Source organism: Corallococcus exiguus (assembly GCF_009909105.1).
Lineage (GTDB): Bacteria > Myxococcota > Myxococcia > Myxococcales > Myxococcaceae > Corallococcus > Corallococcus exiguus.
The window spans coordinates 135,904-152,718 of the sequence record NZ_JAAAPK010000004.1 but is presented as its reverse complement, the minus strand read 5'-3'; the positions used below and the strand labels follow the sequence as shown (position 1 = coordinate 152,718).

Here is a 16,815-nt window from a genome sequence, read left to right as displayed (position 1 = left end):
GGAATCGGACCGTCTACACTTCCGGACGCGCGCCAAGTGAAACACGTTCTCTCTCTGTATCATCGCCGTCGCTTCGCGGGAGCGTCTGGCAGCCGTCGGGGTCTGCGCCCCTCACAGTGGGAAGCGACAGCCCCTGACAGGGCGCAGGTGACGAGGAAGGCCTTCGCCCCGACCTGGACAGCTCCCAGCCTGCTTCGACGCGTGTGGAGGCCGTTTCCGGCCGTCCTGCGGCCATTCACAGGCCTTGGCCCTGCCGCGTCCAGCCCCGCCTTGCCTGCCTCTTCACAACCAGCCACAACACTTTCACTCAAGGTCAAGAATGATGGCAGTCGGTGGCAGGTGGTGGCAGCCCTATATGCCACTCTTTTCTTCTATGAATTCAATATCTTATCTTAAAGTGGCAATGGTGGCAGTGTTTCAAAAAGTACCCCTACGTAGCGGGCGCGCGCATATTTGAATGGCCCTATTCAATAGGGGTTCGGGAGAACACTCTCCCTAGGCGGCATTACCCCAGAAAACACTGCCACCACTGCCACCTCCGCCACTCCAGCGATTTCATTGGGGAATTTCGTGGCAGTCTTTTGAATCGCGCCTGCCACCACTGCCACCCTCCAGCCCCGCGTTCGCTTTTGAAGCACGCGAGCAAAAAAGTGACGATGGAGGTGTCCCCGAAATCGCGCCGGAGGCCTTTGCTCTGCCTTATGGCCGCGTGTCGTTCGCTCGGAGAAATTGAAAAAGAAATCGGGCGAAAAGAATTCTTGTCCGGAAACGGAGGGAGGGGGTGCTTTTAGGATGTATCGGCAAACACGCGCCGCCGACATCCGCGCATGGCCCTTACACACTACCTTCAGCCCACCGCCGCACAGCATCGTCCGCCAGGGGTGACGTGCGAAGCGTATGTCCGCGGCGAGGGCAAGCACTGCCTGCACTACCGGCCTGGCGGAGGCTGCACCCTGCCTGGCGTGGGCACCTGCACCGAGTGGCTGAAGGTGAATCAGCAGCCCCGTGCTCCTCGTGAAGAAGTCGCACGCCCTTCCCCCGCGCCTCCGGCGAAGTCCGCCCCGGCTGCGGTGGACTTGTTCGGACATCCGCTGACCGAGGCTGGCTCGAAGAAGCCCGCCCTGGCCCCCGCCTCCAGGCCCGCGCCACCAGTCCCGGCTCCCGGTGTGAAGGAGCTGGCTGCGGAGGTCCTGCGCGGACTCACGGACGAGGACATCGCCAGCTTCAAGGCCCTCGGCGCCGAGGTGTGCTTCGCCTCCGAAACCTACGGCGAGGTGTGGCTCGTCCCGGCCTACACCGGCCAGGCCCGGAAGGAGCTCACCCCGGAGCACGCCGCCACCCTGGTGCGCGTCCTGTCTGCCTTCCCGGGCTCGCGCGTCATGTCCTTCGAGAAACGGCAAGCCTCCGCGGATGAGGTGTCGCCATGAGCATGGCCCGCGCCCGTGAAACACACGCAGGTGGCCGCGCTGCATGTCCCCTTCGACTTGATGTGTCTCTCGAAAAGAGCGTGATGACTGACTCGCGACACGCCACTGCACCGGCCCGGAGGCCCACGCCATGAGCGCCCTGCGAAACGAGCATTTGTCATACAGCCGGCTGAGCCGCTTCGAGGCCTGCCCGCTTTCCTACCGGCTCCACTACCTCGACAAGCACACGTCGGAGCCCGGCGTCCCACTGAGCTTCGGAAAGGCATTGCACGCCGTCCTCGAGCGACTCCTCCAGGACGTCATCGACACCGAGTACGCGGGCCCGCTCTCCGAGGAGCACGCCCTCCAGCTCTACCGTGAAGAGTGGGCCACCTCGGGCCTCTCCGGCCTGGATCTCTTCCAACAGGGCCTCGGCATCCTCCAGGACTTCGTCCGCCAGCAGGGCCGCGTGGACTCCCGCGACATCCTCGCCATCGAGAAGGAGTTCCGCCTGCCGGTGGGCCCCTTCACCGTCCTGGGCTTCATCGACCGCGTCGACTGGGTGGACGACGAGACGGTCCACGTCATGGACTACAAGTCCAACCACCAGCTCTTCACCCGCGAGGAGCTGGACTCCAGCCTCCAGCTCAGCCTCTACGCCCTCGCCGCGCGCCGCATGTGGCCCTGGGCCAAGAAGGTGCGCCTCTCCATGTGGATGCTGCGCCACGGCGTGCGGCAGGAGACGACACGCACCGAGGAGCAGTTGGACGCCGCCCTCGCCTACGTCGAGACGCTGGGCCAGCAGATGGAGAAGGCGGAGTCCTTCCCCGCCCGCCTCAACCCCAACTGCGTGTACTGCGACCACCGGAGCAACTGCCCCGCCTACGCCAAGGCGCTGGAGGGACAGCGTGACGTCGTCTGCGAAGACACGGCCGACCTGGAGTCCGTCGCCCGCGAGCGCCAGGAAGTTGCCCACCTCGCGAAGATTCTCAACGCGCGCAAGGCGGAGCTGGAGGGCGTCCTCCGGGCCCACCTCGCCGAACAGGACGAACTCGTCCTCGCCGGCACGCGCTACCGCATGTTCAACACCACCAGCCTCGACTACCCGCTGGAGCCCACCGTCGCGGTGCTGGCCCGCGCCACCGGCCTCCCCCGTGAGGAACTGGTGGAGCGCCTCGCCAGCGTCGAGAAGAAGGCCCTCGACGCGCTGCTGAAGGACGCAGGCAAGCGCCTGGGCACCGCCCGCGTCGCGCTGCTGAAGGCCGAGCTGGACTCCCTCGCCGCCAAACACCACTCGCCCAGGTTCTGGGCCAAGGAGGTTGCATAGATGCTGCTCGCTCATCCTGCTTCCGACACCACCCCTGTCTCTGCCCTCCACCCGCCGCTCTTCCCCGGCCTCCCGCCGCACCTGCGGACGCTCGCCTTCATCGACCTGGAGACGACCGGCCTGGACGCCTCCCGTCACGAGGTGCTGGAGGTGGCCATTCTCCGCGTCGACGCGCGCAGCCTCACGGTGCTGGCGGAGTACGAGGCCCGCGTGCAGCCCACCCGGCTGGCTGACGCCGACCCCGCAGCCCTGGCCGTGTGCGGCTACTCCGACGAGGAGTGGCGGGACGCCCTGCCCCTGGAGGAAGTCTTGGCCACCGTGACGCCGCTGCTGACGGGCACCCTCGTCGCCGGCCACAACACCAGCTTCGACTGGGGCTTCCTCGTCGAGGGCTACCGCCGCACCGAGCTGCCCCTGCCCTCCGTCGACTACCACCGCCTCGACACCGCGAGCCTCGCGTGGCCGCTGCTCGCCACGGGCGAGGTGGAGTCCCTCTCCCTCAACGCCCTGGCCCGCCGCTTCGGCCTCCACCGGCCCTCGCCCCACCGCGCCATGGCGGACGCCCGCTGCGCGCTGGAGTTGGCCCGCTGCCTCGCGGTGCGCATGGCCCGTGGCGGGCACATGGAGCGGCTGCTGGAGGAGTCGGGAGGTGTCTCGTGAGTGGCGCCTCCTCTCGTCGCAAGGGCGCAGATTGGGAACGCGCCCTCGTCCATCGCTTCCGCGAAGCGATGCCGGAAGCCCTCATCCGCCGCGGCCTCCAGTACCGCACCGGGCAGGAGATGTCCGACGTCGAGGTGCCGTGTTTCTGGGTCGAAGCCAAGGCCCACCAGCGCACCAACGTCCGCGAGGCCATGCGCCAGGCGGTGGAGACGTGCCCGCCGGGCCGCTGGCCGCTCGCCGTGTGCAAGGACGACGGGCAAACGCCCCTCGTCACCATGCAGTTGGATGACTTCCTCGAGCTGGTGCGCGAGTGGTGGGAGGCCCGTCCTCGGTGAGTGACTTCTTCGGCCACCTCCTGGGCCTGCTGCGTGTGGAGGCGCTCTCCCCTCGGCACCACGCCGTCTTCGCGGCTGCGCGCACGCGGCGGCCCGCCTTCGCGCGTCATGCCACGCTCGACTCGGTGCTGTCTGCAATGGCTGACGCGCGCGAGGAGACGTACCCGGAGCGGGAAGCCCTCACCCGGGCCCTGGTGGCCGAAATGCAGGCCTCCTCCAGCCCCGCGTGGACGGCGGGCCTCGCCGCCGCCTACGCCCCCATGTTGCGGCGCCTGCGCCGCCGCCTCCTCGGCAGCGCGGTGCCCCGGGAGGACCTGGACCAGCTCGTTCTCGCCACCTTCCTCAGCGTCGCGCGCGCCTTCCCTCTCTCCCGCTGGGGTGACTGGACGGCCGTCCGCCTGCGCCAGCAGACGGCGCGCGAGGTGTTCCGGCACCTGCGTAAGGAGCGCGCGGAGCAGCACGAGACGTACACGCAGGCGCAGCTCGCCGAGTGGCTGCCCGACACGCGTCACGCCACGCCGGTGGAGAGCCCCCGGCGTCCCAGCGTCCGGCGCAGCTTCGTGAAGCGCGACGCAGTGCTGGTACACCTCGCCCGGGCCACGCTGCCTCACAGCGACGTCGAAGTCCTCATGGCCACCGTCGTCCGGCGAGAGAAGCTGCGTGCCTACGCCAGCCGCCTCGTCGAGGGCGACACCACCGAGGTCGAGCGGGTGTACCAACGCCTGAAGCGCCAGCGCACGCGGCTGATGCAGCGCCTGCGCACCCAGGCCGTGGACACCGCAGCGCAGCCCTCCAGTGGATGCTGAGGGAAGGCATGGCCCAGAAGAAGCCCCTCAAGAAGCTGGGGCGCCCCACCAAGGCCGAAGGCCCCCGGCTGCCTCACGACGAGGTGGACCGGCTCCTCGTGGAGGGCGAAGAGGTGCCCACCACGCGGGGCCGTGTGAAGCGGCGCTTCCCCTCTCTCCGCGAGTTGGCCGAGCGCTTCGGCGTCGCCCATAGCGCCGTCGCCAAGTACGCCCAGCAACACGACTGCCTCGGCCGCCGCAAGCGCCTCCTCGCGGGCGAGCCGCCGGACGAGGTGGTGGAGCCTCCGGAGGCGCCACCGACTCCACCGCCCGCGAAGCGCAAGACGGGCCGCCCCCGCAAGTCCGAGGAGCCCGCGCTCCCGCGCCAGGAGCTGGACCGCGCCCTCGTCTTCGGCGACGTGAAGAGCTTGCCGGACGGCTCCACCATGACGTCCTACGCCTCGTACCGCGAGTTGGCGGAGCGCTTTGGCGTCGCTACCTCCCTCGTCGCCAACTACGCGAAGGAGCACAACTGCCTGCGCCGCCGCGAGGAGGCCAAGACGCGCATCGCCACCAAGGCGGATGCGAAGCTCATCGAGCTGCGCGCCAACGCCATCGCCGTCTCGAAGGACGACGCGCTGAAGATGATTGACGGCTACCTCCTCGGCTTCGAGGAGGCCCTCGCCGAAGGTCGCGTCCGCGTCGACAACCCCACCGACTTCAACACCATGGTGCGACTGAAGGAGTTCGTCCAAGGCGGCGCCGACTCCCGCCAGGAGCTGCACGCCACCTTCTCGCTGGAGGGCCTCCAGGCCCGGCACGCCCAGGCACTGCGAGCTGCACGTGAGACGACGCCCGCCGTGCGCGGCGAGGTGGACGCAGAGGTGGTGAGCAGCGACGACGAGGACATGGACACAGCCTCGTCGGAGCACCCCAAGGACAACGCCCTCGTGGCGCCTCCCACGCACGTCGCGCCCCCCGCCGACCCCGACTGAAAGTGCCCAGCGGTTAGTGAACGCGGACACTTTCGCGTTCAGTTTCGCCGTTCACTTTCGCCGCACCAGGCCGCGCCAGGCCAGACCTGGTGACAGTCCCCCTGGGAGCTCCACCTGGCGCCCGGAAGCACACCTCTGGCTCCACAGCCTTCGTAGTTTCGCGAGGTTAGGGCTGACAGCCACCAGGTCCTCGAGCGCCGCGGCACGAGTTCGGGCCTGAACTCGCGCCCGGAAGCACACTCCGTCCGGAGGGCTGGACGCCCGCGCTCCGTTCACTTCCCCGGCCCACCCGCCCCTTCCTTCGCTGGGGCCTCGCTGGCCGCCGCGTGGCCCACCTGGCGCGCGGCCCCGGTTGGCCCCGCGCACCGCGCCTGGCGCCGCGTGGCGCCCGTTTCGTGCGCGCGTGTCCCCCAGCGCTTCGGGCCGCAGGCCTTTGTCCTCCTCGTGAGCCCCACGACTCCGAGCCAAGCCCCCCGCGCCCCCACCCTCCGCCCCGCGCGCACCTGGGCGCGCGTGCCGTTACCAGGGCCGAGCCGAATGGCCGGAAATAGGCAAAGGCGGCCATTCGGCGTCAGTGCCCCCACGCTGTTTCGCGCGCTTACGAGCCCTCGTGAGGGGCCGAAGCGCCGAGGCCAATGGCCGCTTTCCGCTGGTTGGGCCACCTGCCGCCCGTCGCGCGGCCCAGCTCCTCCGCAGTCACCTTCACCGCCTGCCCAGTCCGGGCGCAACCATGCCTACCGATGACGCCAGCACGCCTACCCCGCCTACCCCTGACGCCAGGGTGGGGGGTGGTGCGTTTTTTCGTGCGGGATGCGCTGCCGGGGCGTGTACCTGGGGCCCTTTTCGAGAGGGTCAGCTCCGAAAAAGTGAACACCCCTCCCCTGTTCATTTGCGCCCGGTAAGTGAACGCCTCGCGCTGTTCACTTTCGCCGGCTGTGGCTGCTGCGGCTGCGACTGGGGCGGCCTGCGCGAGCGTTGCGCACGCCCGCCCCTCACCGCCTCCGCGCGGCACCCCGGCCCGTGCAGGGGCTCTCGCGGGCGCTCAGCGTGGAGGCGGCATGCCCCATCAGCAGGGCAAGTCCTGCGTCACGCGCACCAGCTCGTCGTCCGAGGGGTGCGTGTAGATGACCGTGGAGTCGATGCTGCGCTGGCGCGCGAACCGCTGGGTGAGGCGGATGTCCTTCGTTCTCCGGTACACCCCGGTGCACGCGGTGTGGCGCACGGTGTGGAAGTTGAGGTGCCTGTCCAGGCCCGCGCGCTGCTGCCACACCGCGAAGCCGTGGCGCACCTGCCGCGTGGACAGGCGCAGTCCCAGGCGGCTCATGAAGAGCGGCGCCAAGGGCCCCACGTCGTGCCCCTGCGAGCGCTTGAGGCGAAGCAGTTTCTCCAGCTTCGCGCGAACCGTGTCCGAGAGGACGACTTCCTGGGAGCCCGGGTGCCGGCGGCACCCCTTGAAGACGCGCAACGGCACGTGGCGGCGTGCGCGTCCGCGCTCGTCGAAGATGTCGCCGATATTGAGGGCCACCAGCTCGTGCTCACGCAGGCCCGAGGCCAGCGCGAGGCTGTAGAGGCAGTGGTCCCTGAAGCCCTCCTTGTGCGCCCCCGTGACGCGCAGCAGGAGCGCCACCTCCTTCTCCGTGAGCGTGCGAGGTGGGCGGGCAACAGCGGCATAGGCAGACATGGCGGCTCCGTCGTGAAGAGGACGCAGCCATACGCGCTCTGGTGCCGAGAGAAAGCAACGGAACATGCAGGGAGGACAGCGTGACGCTCGGCATCGTCAAGCGCACCGAGGATGACCTCACACAGTGGCTGGCCACCGAGTCCGGATTCATTTCCGGGCTGTGCCAGTACGACAACGAACCTGTTGTGCTGGAGCCGTACCAGCAGTCCTTTCTCTGCAACCGCTCCCGCTTCAGGTGGGTGGCAAAGAGCCGCCAGGTGGGCTTCTCCTTCCTCTTCGCCCTCGAGGCCCTGGCGCGGTGCCACCTGCGCGACGGACACACGGCGGTCTTCGTTTCGTACAACCTCTCGGACGCTGTCGAGAAGGTGCTCATCGCCCGGCAGGTGTACGAGGAGCTGCCGCTCGCCTACCAGAAGAAGCTCGTGACGGATGCCAAGACGGAGCTGGCCTTCGAGTCGAACTCCCGAGGCCGGCGCCTCTCGCGCATCATCTCCGTTCCCGCCAAGCCTCCGCGCGGCAAGCGCGGCGATGTCTACCTCGACGAGCTGGCGCACCTAGTCAACGACCGAGAAGTCTATACCGGCAGCACCGCCCTCATCCTGCGCTCGCATGGACAACTCACAGGGGGCAGCACCCCGCTTGGCCGGCGAGGCATCTTCTGGGAGATAGACACCCAGGAGCTGCGCAAGTACCCGCACCACACCCGCCAACTGGTGCCCTGGTGGCTGTGCCGCTTCTTCAGCCTGAACGTGAAGCGCGCCTCGATGGAGGCCCCCTTCATGTCCACCGAGGAGCGCGTCGCGCGCTTCGGACGCCCCGTCCTCACCGAGCAGTTCGACTCCTTGCCGCAGGAGGACTTCCAGCAGGAGTTCGAATGCCTTTTACGTCGACGAGTCCTACAGCTTCTTGCCCTACGAGTTGATTCTCCCGTGCACCACGGACGAGCTGCCCTTGGCGCAGGACGCGTCCGACGTGCCCGTGCCCCAGGGCCGACTGGTGGCGGGCTTCGACGTGGGCCGCACGCGAGACCGCTCCGAGCTGGCCGTCTTCGAAGAGGTGGAGGGCCGCTTCACCTGCAGGATGCTGCGCAGCTTCGAAGGTGTTCCCTTCGCGGAGCAGGAGGCCCACCTGCGGCGCCTTCTTTCTGTCCTGCCGGTGGCGCGCCTCTCCGTTGACCGCAGCGGCATCGGCATGAACCTCGCCGAGAACCTCGCCCGCGACTTCCCCCAGGTGGTGGAGGAGGACTTCACCAACGAGGCCAAGGAGAGGTGGGCCACCGACTTCAAGATTCTCCTCCAGCGCCGCGACGTCACCCTGCCGCGCCAGCGTGAGCTTGTCGGGCAGATTCACTCCATCAAGCGGCGCGTGCTCCCCTCCGGCAAGGTGTCCTTCGACGCCGAGCGCACCAGTCGCGGGCACGCGGACAAGTTCTGGGCAGTCGCTCTGGCGTGCCAGCGCGAGCGGGGGCCCGAGCGACGAGGGACCGGGGAGATTGGGGTGCGGGTCATCGGGTAGACTAGAGCGCTCGTGCCCCATGGAACGGACGCTCTTCCGCAGTTCCAAGGCACCACTCCTTCACATAGCATGGGGATGTCACGCATCCCTAGTCGGCCCCCTGCACCCTCAAAAATCGCTGTACAAGCAGACCACGGCACCCAATGAAGATCTTCTGGTCATGGCAGAGTGATCGCACGTCGCGCATCTGCAAAGATTTCGTCAAGGAGTCCCTTGAAGAAGCAGCACACCGCATTGCTACCGATCTCGGCCTTGAGGAAAGCGCCCGCCCCGAGGTGGACCACGACACCAAAGGGGAGCCCGGCATGGTGGATATCTCCGCCACCATCTTCCGGAAGATCGAAAACGCCGCTGTCTTCGTAGCGGACATGACGTCGATTGGCCGTTCCGAAGGCGGCAAACGAGTAATGCAGAACCCCAATGTCCTAATTGAGCTTGGGTATGCATTAAAAACCCTCGGCCCCTCCCAAGTCATCCTTGTTGCGAACCAATCCTACGGAGGAAAGCCAGAAGACCTCCCCTTCGATGTCCGACATCGCCGAGGCCCTATTCTCTACAAGCTGTCCAAAGAGGACCCTCCAGAAGTAGTCGACCAAGAAAAGCAGAAACTCGTCGATGCACTCGCAGACGCGCTCACCACCTGCCTTCAAAACGCAATCGCCAAGGAGCACGCCGAGGTCGAGATTCAGCGGCACAAGCACGGCGAAGATTGCTCTGTCTGGTTTAACGCCCATAGACGCCTCCAGCATCGAAGCTGGATGCCCTTCAGGGCCGCGGCCGACGACGTCGAGGTTCTAAAGGGCCCTCGCACATACATGAGGATCATCCCCGCCGGATGGAAGAACAGGAAGCCGGACTCGACTACCGTCCGAAATCTTAATCCTCCCCTGGGTCTGCAACCGTTTGGCGAGTGGCACCAGGGCGGTGCTGGCATCAACGAAGAAGGCGTACTGTGTCGACCGCTCGGGGCTCGGGACGAGACCGGAGTTCATCATGTTGACACGGTATCACAATGGTTTGAATCCACCGGCGAACTCTGGGGCATTGAGGTTCATCTGCCCGGGCCCGATGGAACGGCCTACTTCGCAGAAGACCAGGCGGTCAACCACTGGCACGCCTTCATGAAACGGGGCCTAGCAATGTTTTCTCATCTGGAGGCGAGGCCGCCTTACATCATCGAGGCCGGCGTCATCGGCATAAAGAGCCTTCTTTGGCCGCATCCGCAAGCAATCGTCAGGTACACGCGAGGAGTCAGAGACAGCGCAACGCACGAGGAGCGTTCATCGGCATGGACTCCTGACGAACAACTCAACTTCCTTCTAAAACTGTGTGATGAAGTGCGCCGCGCCTTCGGCTTATCCCAGGCGAAGGAGAGCGACATCAAAAAACACCTCCGCGACTAATCATAATCTCATCGTTCAACCCAAGCCTTTCCTTGATTCCGAACGCCGCACACAGCCCAATGCTCGGAACGATAATTCTCGACAGCTTCAAGAAGACAGAGGCTCCTAGGATCGCAGCCGCCTTGGGGGAAATCTGCTCGGCCAACGACAATTACGGCTGGGCATCAACCGGCGTCTACTCCTTCTTCGATCCGCAAACGAAAGAAACGCTCTATCTAGGGCTTGCTCAAGACTTCACCGAGCGATTCAAGCAACACACCGGCCTTAAGGCATGTGCGCCCAAGTTCTGCAAGAAGGGGAAGATTGCCGCGTACTTCCAACAAAAAGAAAAACTCGGCTTCGGGATACTAGCGCAATCTCCTCTTGAACAGCCCGTGCTCCGAAAGAACAGGAAGGAGCGACGCGCACAACCCCATGATGACGACTTGGCTGGCTTGACGTATGCCCAAACAGGCGAAGGCCAGCTCATTGAGGCGCACAGACTTGCTCTTGGAGTACTCCCACCCTGGAATAGTATCGGGGGAGACAAGAGAGGCCAGGCCCGAGCCAGCGAGGGGAACATCGCGATTGTTCAAGCACTGTGTGGACGCCTAGATGCATTTCCAGTCGCAAGGTCAACCCTCCGCGAACTAGCAGACACTCCGTTATTCACAGACTATGAAGTAGATCTGCATGCAGCTCGTTTGATGGCGCAACTTGATTCGGATCTCCTTGGTTGCCTATCTCGGCTCGCGAGGCGCGGGGCCCTCAGCAAGCCGCTCGACGCGTACCTGGAGTACCTCAAGCGCACGCCAGCATTGTGATTCAACAGCAGGCCGCTCGCATGTGCCTTTCTCATAGCTGATCCTTCGCCAGTTCGTTAGCACTACGTCTGAGACGCTCGAGCAGAATTATCCTTTCACGCATTGCGACGATGTCGTCGCAAACCGCGTCCTGGTGCTTACGCAACACCGCTGACGGAATAGCAATGCGTCGGCAATCATCATTCAGGCCTACCGACCACGACTGTAGCAATCCCCGGCTCTTTTCAATTTGGCCCAAGTCCGCACCTTTGGGAACAGCGGCCAGTGCCAGATAGGGCGTAAGAGGCACGGCCACGCCTATACCAGACAACCCCAAATCAGGAGAAGGATTGAGCATCGGCGCAGGGAACTGGAAGAAGCCAATCTCCGGATAGAAGAGCCATCCATTGGGGAAATCTTGAACCCCCAAGGTCATGACATGAGAGTTCTCGTGGCGTTCTCTAGCCATCTCGTTAAGCCCCTGCTCGCCCGGAGCGAAGAACTTATCCAGGTGGCCGGCTTGTGGATCCCGGAGGTGCAGGATGCGCGCGGTCTGCACCAGCGGGAACAGAAGCAAAGCTCTGAACACCCTCCACTCCGAGACCTTGTTGGGCGTGAGCTTGTTGGGCGTGAGCTTGTTGGTCCGAAGTTTGTGTCGAAACTCCAGCAACGGGCTCTCGCAGAACTTGTTCAGCGCAGCCTCGTTCTCTGGCGAGTTGAGGCCCTGCTTGGCGAACAGCTTAGACGCCGACTCGCGGCGTATTTTCCGGTCTGCGAAATCGAAGCACCAGAGAAAGGCCCCATCGCGCCATGGTTCCGTTAATGCATTGGTGACGTAGTGGTCGTTCGGCATGGCGGTTCTAGCAGTCGAGTGAACGGTTGCAGACCGTCCAAGCGCCACAATACCCCTCCCAGGTCCCTCGCGGACACCCTCGCTACGAAGTGCGGCAACCAGCTTGGATCAGTGCCTCAGCGGCCCACGCGCATTGACCTTCAACCAGCCCTGCCGCCGGAAGGGGTACGTCGAGCAGATGCGGCGCCACGTCCACACCTCGCTCCGAGTCCACCACTGCGCAGGCGGATGGAGGCCGACGTCGCGCAGGTTGCCGAGGCCACGGTAGCCGACGCCGTCGAGCCCGAAGCCAGCGTTGGACTCCAGCACGAGCACCTTGTCCGTCTCCGGGTGGAAGTCCGCGACGAGGAAAGTGTGCCCCGAGCCCCACTGGCTGCGCCACCCCTGGATGAGTGTCCAGGGATGGGGAGGCACGTCTGCCGACGGCGCCGGCAGGGCCATGCCGGACTCGACGGCAGCCGTCACGGGCGAGAAGTAGTCCTGGGTGGAGGCAATCATCATCTGCCGGTGGCGGCGCACGTCCCACGAGAAGGCCGCGCCATGCATCTCGGAAAAGGCCTTCACCAGCAGGGACTCAACGAAGGTGCAGCAGTTGTTCAGCCGGGGCGGCGCGAGTTGGACACGAACGCCCGGCAGCGCCCACGGGTAGTACGCCCGGCTCCCGTCATACCTGTAGTCGAGGAACGCCCCCAGGAGCGTAGTGAGCCGCTCCTCCAAGACGGCGAGCGGCTCGCTGTCGAACAACAGCCGGGCCATGGCGGGCGAGCGCTCCTGGGAGACGAGCGTCGCGTAGCGCTGCGTGCGCCAGCGCGTGCACACCCAGGTGTCGAGCCCGCGCAACTGCGGCACCAGCAGCCGGGCGTAGTCTGTGTCGGGCGTGGGGTGGCGAGCCTTCTCCTCGAGCACGAGATAGTCGCCCGCCTCGACATAACCCTCGGGTGACTTGCTCGTGTCCGGCAGCGCGAAGCCACGCAGGCGCGCGGGCAGCCTCGCAACACGGTAGGCGTCCATGGTGTCTCCTCTGCGTTGAAGAGGGCTCCAACGTGTTCACCATGGACGGCGCGACCGAGCCGCTCCTGCCGTGAGGAGCGGAGTTCGTGCGCTCCGTTCATCGCGCGGACGCAGCGCGCGTCAGGGCACCCAGTCCGCGTCGGGCGCATCATCGTCGTCAGCGCGCCACGCGCCGCAGTGGATGCAGAACTCCCAGCCCTCATAGCCAGCCTGGGCAGCGGGGTGCTCGGGGTACTCCTCAGCCGTCACGAGGAAGTCGCTGGAATGGTGTGCGTCGTCCTCGCGCTCCGAGCACGCGCACGGGCACGTCGTCACGCCTGCTGCAATGGCAGAGACTTCGCCAGCAGGCGCGGCGGCGCGCCTGTCCTCGTCTCGCTTCAAACACTCCTGGCCTGGATTCATCGGCTGGTTCCTCCCAATCGTCTCTCTGAGTCTCGGCAGCAGAGGCGCCTCCACGGATGCGCTTCGGCTCGCGTGTGGGCTCTCTCGTCACCCGCTGGTGTTGCCAATAGCGCTCTGTCCTCCGACGAAGGCAACTCATTGACGCGTAGGCCCTGAGCAAAAAAGCGCGCGTCGGATGTCCCCGAAATTGGGCCCGAGGCCTTTGTCCTTGCTGGAGGTGAGGCGCGCGGCCCCCAACGCCCTCGGACATCGAGGGCGCCCCTCCCACCGCGCGCCTTGCCTCCACTTGGTCCGGGAGGCCTGTGTGCAGAGCGTCGTCAGAGTCTTCGTCCTCGCCTCCCCCTCGGGCGCGCCACACCCCGGGCCGGAGTTCACCGTCGAGTCCTCCAGCCACGACGGACTGCTGGAGGCAGTCCACGCCGAGTTGGCGGCACGCGGCCAGCGCGTTCGCGCCGTCTCTCACACCCCCACGGGCCTCCTGGCTTACGTGGAGGACCGTCCGTGACGGTGCCTGTGGAGGTCCACCAGGCCGAGGAGCGCCTCCAGTCCATCCTGAAGGCGGTGGTGGTGGGCGCACGCGTCGACGAGCCCGCCAGCCGCCCCGGTGGAGAGGACGCCTTGGCCTTCAGCGAAGCCGGCGCCCTCCAGCCCCCGTATGAGCCGGAGGCCCTCTGCCTCCTCGTCGAGCACTCCAACTCGTTGAGGCAGAACGTCGATGCGTATGCGACGAACATCGACGGCTTCGGGTACCGCTTCGAACCTGCGATTGATTTCGACGCCGACGGGGCCCGGGAGAAGGTGGCCGACGCCATGGCCCTGGAGCGCCTGGCCGCGCGTGACGCGGGCACGCTGCCTCCGGGAACGCCCCTCCTTCCCACGGACGAGGAAGTCACCGTCCACGCGGAGGAGGTGCGCCAGCAGGCACGCGTCGAGAAGGCCCGCCTGGAGTCCTTCTTCGACTTCTGCTGCTTCGACGGCAGCTTCGTCGAGCTGCGCCGCCGTACACGACACGACGTGGAGGTGACGGGCAACGCGTACTGGGAGGTGCTGCGCGACGGCAAGGGCGACATCGCCCGCTTCGTCTACGTCCCCTCGTACACGGTGCGACTCCTCCCCTTGGACAAGGAGGCCGTCGAGGTGCGCGAGCGCGTCCGCATCTCCGCCGTCAGCTTCGACACGGTGAGCACCCGTCGGCGCCTGCGCCGCTACCTCCAGGTGCAGGGCAGCGAGCGGGTGTACTTCAAGTCCTTCGGGGACTCGCGCGTCGTCTCCCGCCTCACTGGCCGCGCCTTCCAGGATGTCACTGCCCTCAAGGCCGCGGACGCCTCAGACGGCCCTGCCACGGAGCTCATCCACTTCGCCATCCACTCGCCACGCTCTCCCTACGGCATCCCCCGCTGGGTGGGCACCCTGCTGTCCGTCCTCGGCTCCCGGCAGATGGAGGAGGTCAACTACCTCTACTTTTCAAACAAGAGCGTCCCACCCCTGGCGCTCCTCGTCTCCGGAGGGCGGCTCTCTGACGCCTCCGTGCCGCGCATCGAGCGCTTCATCGAGGAGAACCTCAAGGGCAAGGCCAACTTCCACAAGATTCTCATCCTCGAAGCGGACGGCGCCGGCACCGGCGACGGAGGCCGCGCGAAGATTGAGCTGCGTCCCCTGACGGACGCCCAGCAGCAGGACGCCCTCTTCCAGCAATACGACCAGCGCAACATCGACAAGGTGGGCAGCGCATTTCGCCTGCCGCCACTGCTGCGTGGAGACGGTCGCGACTTCAACCGCTCCGTGGCCGAGGCCCAGCTCCGATTTGCCGAGGATCAGGTCTTCCAACCCGAAAGAGACGAGTTCGACTTCCTGCTCAACCGCAAGGTCCTCGCCGACATGGGCGTGCGCTTCTGGCGATTCAGGTCGCAGACGACGGCCACGCGAGACCCGGAGCGCATGACGGAGATGGTTGAGCGCCTCGTGCGAGTGGGCGTGCTGACACCCGAGGAGGGCCGCCAGTTGGCTGGCGACATCTTCCACCGCGAATTCCGGAAGATTTCTGATGACTGGGTGAAGCGCCCCATCACCCTCACGCTCGCGGGTATTCAGACGGGCGTCGAAGACCTGCGGCCCCAGAAGGACAAGGACTCGTTGCTGGGCGAGGCCAAGCGCCTCTTGGGGCTGAGAGAAGAGCTTCGGGCCGAGGAGGAGCGCCTGGCCGAAGGACGCCTGGCGCTGGCCCGCAGGTACATGAACACCGAGCACGTCCCCGTCCCCCGCGAGGAGTTCGACACCTGGTTCTCGGGGAAGCCCACATGACGCCTGAGCAGTTCCAGCGCGCGTGGGTGCTCCAGGCCCAGGCCGACGCCGAGCGCGGTGTCCTGGAGTGCCGCATGTGCCGAAGGCGCGGTCCCCTGGAGGAGACGACGACGCTCTGGCGCAACGGCCTCCTCATCTTCGCCCTGTGTGACAGGTGCGCGGCCAGCCACAACGTCGTCTTCTCCCCCACTCCGGGAGGAGTCGAAGTGCGCGCCAGGCGCCGCAGCTCCGTGGAGCTGGTGACACAGGAGGCCCTCCATGTGCATGGCTCCCGCTGACAGCCTCCTCCTCCTGCACGAGGCACGTGAGGTAGCGGACGCCCTGCTGGGGGACGTCCTCCGGCTGCCGGTTGCCAAGGCGCTGGACGTCGGCACCGCCGCCGGCATGGACCGCGCCGTGGCCCTGCTCGCCGCGCGCCTTCGCCGCGCCGTCGGGCGCGCGGACGTGGACGCCATGCGAGAGGCGGTGGCCGTCCTCGACGTGGACTGGAGGAAGACGACGGCCGCCCAGCGCAGGCGCCTCGTCGCCCAGTCCCTGGAGGCCGCAGGCCGGCGGACGGCAGTCATCCCCTCCCGCATCCAGGCGCCCCTCGGCGACGCAGCCGACGAGGTGGTGGCGTCCACGCGCAGCCACGCCCGGCGAGAGCAGGGACTCGCCCTCGCCGCCCGCTTCAACGCCATGGACAGGCGCGTGGCCCAACACATCGTCCGGACCCAGGGCAACTTCGTGCGGGACGAGTACGGGCGCCGGCTGGACGCCTTCGGCGCAGAGGCCCGACGTCTCGTGGCCGAGGGGCTGGAGGCAGGCCTTGCGCGAAGCGACATCGCCGACTCCTTGGAGAGGGCCGCGCGCGGCGCACTCATCGAGCGCGCCCCCTTCTACTGGGAAACGGTGGCGGCCAGCTTCATCGGCCAGGGGCGCTCCTTCGCCCAGGTGAGCAGCTACGCCGAGGCCGGCATCCGCCGCTATCGCATCGAGGCCGTCCTTGACGAGGCCACCACCCAGGTGTGCCGCTTCCTCCACGGCAAGACGTTCTCTGTGGGCGAAGCCCTCCAGCGCTTCGAGCGCGTCGAGTCGCTCGAGCGCCCGGAGGATGTGAAACAGGAGCTGCCCTGGGTGCGCGAGCGCCTCGACGCGGACACCGGGCGTGCCCTCCTCTACGTCAAGCGAGGAGGCCAGGAGACGCGCCTGGCCGAGGTGCTCCGCTCCGCCGCCGGCACACGCGACGACGTGGGCGAGTTCCGCGCACTCGCTTCGGACAGGCAGCTCGCGGACGCGGGCGTGGGCTTTCCGCCGTACCACGGCCTCTGCCGCACCACGACGCTCGCCGTCACTTAGTGATGTCCCCGATTTCGCGTC

The 16,815-nt window shown here is 66.5% G+C and carries 17 protein-coding genes; 13 read left to right on the top strand and 4 right to left on the bottom strand.

All coding sequences use genetic code 11. The features are described from left to right. Nucleotides 1-827 precede the first annotated feature (827 nt). The 6 genes from GTZ93_RS16735 to GTZ93_RS16710 all read left to right on the top strand — a co-directional run bounded on the left by GTZ93_RS16735 (nt 828) and on the right by GTZ93_RS16710 (nt 5,508). Nucleotides 828-1,427 (top strand): hypothetical protein, encoded by a 600-nt coding sequence (locus tag GTZ93_RS16735; protein WP_139919008.1) that lies wholly within the window; start codon nt 828-830, stop codon nt 1,425-1,427. Nucleotides 1,428-1,557: 130 nt separating this feature from the next. Further along, nucleotides 1,558-2,733, top strand: a complete 1,176-nt coding sequence (locus tag GTZ93_RS16730; RefSeq protein ID WP_139919007.1) for a RecB family exonuclease — start codon at nt 1,558-1,560, stop codon at nt 2,731-2,733. Next, on the top strand, nt 2,734-3,393 hold the full coding sequence (locus GTZ93_RS16725; protein WP_139919006.1) for a 3'-5' exonuclease: 660 nt from the start codon (nt 2,734-2,736) through the stop codon (nt 3,391-3,393). Next, nucleotides 3,390-3,728: a hypothetical protein gene (locus GTZ93_RS16720; RefSeq protein ID WP_139919005.1), complete on the top strand. Its 339-nt coding sequence runs from the start codon at nt 3,390-3,392 to the stop codon at nt 3,726-3,728. Before GTZ93_RS16725 ends, GTZ93_RS16720 begins: the two co-directional genes overlap by 4 nt. Then, complete coding sequence (locus GTZ93_RS16715; RefSeq protein ID WP_139919004.1) at nt 3,704-4,534, top strand: hypothetical protein; 831 nt, start codon at nt 3,704-3,706, stop codon at nt 4,532-4,534. The genes GTZ93_RS16720 and GTZ93_RS16715 overlap by 25 nt, the downstream gene beginning before the upstream one ends. An 8-nt stretch (nt 4,535-4,542) precedes the next feature. Further along, nucleotides 4,543-5,508 carry an AT hook motif domain protein gene (locus GTZ93_RS16710; RefSeq protein ID WP_139919003.1) on the top strand — a complete coding sequence of 322 codons (966 nt, stop codon included), beginning with the start codon at nt 4,543-4,545 and terminating at the stop codon, nt 5,506-5,508. A 1,066-nt stretch (nt 5,509-6,574) separates the two neighbouring features. Here GTZ93_RS16710 and GTZ93_RS16705 read toward each other — a convergent pair. Beyond that, nucleotides 6,575-7,189, bottom strand: a complete 615-nt coding sequence (locus tag GTZ93_RS16705) for a tyrosine-type recombinase/integrase (protein WP_139915211.1) — start codon at nt 7,187-7,189, stop codon at nt 6,575-6,577. 80 nt (nt 7,190-7,269) lie between these two features. On the opposite strand from GTZ93_RS16705, the gene GTZ93_RS42785 reads away from it, so the two are divergent. From GTZ93_RS42785 to GTZ93_RS16690, 4 genes are all read left to right on the top strand, one after another. Continuing rightward, complete coding sequence (locus GTZ93_RS42785; protein ID WP_139915210.1) at nt 7,270-8,364, top strand: terminase large subunit domain-containing protein; 1,095 nt, start codon at nt 7,270-7,272, stop codon at nt 8,362-8,364. Next, entirely contained in the window at nt 8,246-8,704 is a 459-nt protein-coding gene (locus tag GTZ93_RS42780) for a phage terminase large subunit family protein (protein ID WP_368733414.1), read from the top strand. Before GTZ93_RS42785 ends, GTZ93_RS42780 begins: the two co-directional genes overlap by 119 nt. A gap of 143 nt (nt 8,705-8,847) precedes the next feature. Beyond that, nucleotides 8,848-10,107, top strand: a complete 1,260-nt coding sequence (locus GTZ93_RS16695) for a hypothetical protein (protein WP_139915209.1) — start codon at nt 8,848-8,850, stop codon at nt 10,105-10,107. Between the two features lie 32 nt (nt 10,108-10,139). Next, a complete protein-coding gene (locus tag GTZ93_RS16690; protein WP_139915208.1) occupies nt 10,140-10,910 on the top strand; it encodes a GIY-YIG nuclease family protein in 771 nt (256 codons plus the stop codon). 31 nt (nt 10,911-10,941) lie between these two features. On the opposite strand, the gene GTZ93_RS16685 is transcribed toward GTZ93_RS16690, so the two are convergent. The 3 genes from GTZ93_RS16685 to GTZ93_RS16675 all read right to left on the bottom strand — a co-directional run bounded on the left by GTZ93_RS16685 (nt 10,942) and on the right by GTZ93_RS16675 (nt 13,068). Beyond that, on the bottom strand, nt 10,942-11,742 hold the full coding sequence (locus GTZ93_RS16685) for a hypothetical protein (protein ID WP_139915207.1): 801 nt from the start codon (nt 11,740-11,742) through the stop codon (nt 10,942-10,944). Nucleotides 11,743-11,850: 108 nt separating this feature from the next. Further along, a complete protein-coding gene (locus tag GTZ93_RS16680) occupies nt 11,851-12,753 on the bottom strand; it encodes a hypothetical protein (RefSeq protein WP_139915206.1) in 903 nt (300 codons plus the stop codon). 120 nt (nt 12,754-12,873) lie between these two features. Next, nucleotides 12,874-13,068, bottom strand: coding sequence for a hypothetical protein (locus GTZ93_RS16675; protein WP_257978926.1), 195 nt, complete (start codon nt 13,066-13,068; stop codon nt 12,874-12,876). 588 nt (nt 13,069-13,656) lie between these two features. On the opposite strand from GTZ93_RS16675, the gene GTZ93_RS16670 reads away from it, so the two are divergent. From GTZ93_RS16670 to GTZ93_RS16660, 3 genes are read left to right on the top strand one after another with little or no spacing between them, the layout of a single operon-like run. Then, nucleotides 13,657-15,456 carry a phage portal protein gene (locus GTZ93_RS16670; RefSeq protein ID WP_257978925.1) on the top strand — a complete coding sequence of 600 codons (1,800 nt, stop codon included), beginning with the start codon at nt 13,657-13,659 and terminating at the stop codon, nt 15,454-15,456. After that, a complete protein-coding gene (locus GTZ93_RS16665) occupies nt 15,453-15,734 on the top strand; it encodes a hypothetical protein (RefSeq protein ID WP_139915203.1) in 282 nt (93 codons plus the stop codon). The genes GTZ93_RS16670 and GTZ93_RS16665 overlap by 4 nt, the downstream gene beginning before the upstream one ends. After that, nucleotides 15,715-16,794 carry a head morphogenesis protein gene (locus tag GTZ93_RS16660; protein ID WP_139915202.1) on the top strand — a complete coding sequence of 360 codons (1,080 nt, stop codon included), beginning with the start codon at nt 15,715-15,717 and terminating at the stop codon, nt 16,792-16,794. Before GTZ93_RS16665 ends, GTZ93_RS16660 begins: the two co-directional genes overlap by 20 nt. Nucleotides 16,795-16,815 lie beyond the last annotated feature (21 nt).

What these genes read in the sequence shown, in the direction of transcription:
- GTZ93_RS16735 (WP_139919008.1), top strand. Translation starts at nt 828, where the DNA reads ATGGCCCTTACACACTACCTTCAGCCCACCGCCGCACAGCATCGTCCG.
- GTZ93_RS16730 (WP_139919007.1), top strand. Translation starts at nt 1,558, where the DNA reads ATGAGCGCCCTGCGAAACGAGCATTTGTCATACAGCCGGCTGAGCCGC.
- GTZ93_RS16725 (WP_139919006.1), top strand. Translation starts at nt 2,734, where the DNA reads ATGCTGCTCGCTCATCCTGCTTCCGACACCACCCCTGTCTCTGCCCTC.
- GTZ93_RS16710 (WP_139919003.1), top strand. Translation starts at nt 4,543, where the DNA reads ATGGCCCAGAAGAAGCCCCTCAAGAAGCTGGGGCGCCCCACCAAGGCC.
- GTZ93_RS16705 (WP_139915211.1), bottom strand. Translation starts at nt 7,189, where the DNA reads ATGTCTGCCTATGCCGCTGTTGCCCGCCCACCTCGCACGCTCACGGAG.
- GTZ93_RS16695 (WP_139915209.1), top strand. Translation starts at nt 8,848, where the DNA reads ATGAAGATCTTCTGGTCATGGCAGAGTGATCGCACGTCGCGCATCTGC.
- GTZ93_RS16685 (WP_139915207.1), bottom strand. Translation starts at nt 11,742, where the DNA reads ATGCCGAACGACCACTACGTCACCAATGCATTAACGGAACCATGGCGC.
- GTZ93_RS16680 (WP_139915206.1), bottom strand. Translation starts at nt 12,753, where the DNA reads ATGGACGCCTACCGTGTTGCGAGGCTGCCCGCGCGCCTGCGTGGCTTC.
- GTZ93_RS16665 (WP_139915203.1), top strand. Translation starts at nt 15,453, where the DNA reads ATGACGCCTGAGCAGTTCCAGCGCGCGTGGGTGCTCCAGGCCCAGGCC.
- GTZ93_RS16660 (WP_139915202.1), top strand. Translation starts at nt 15,715, where the DNA reads ATGTGCATGGCTCCCGCTGACAGCCTCCTCCTCCTGCACGAGGCACGT.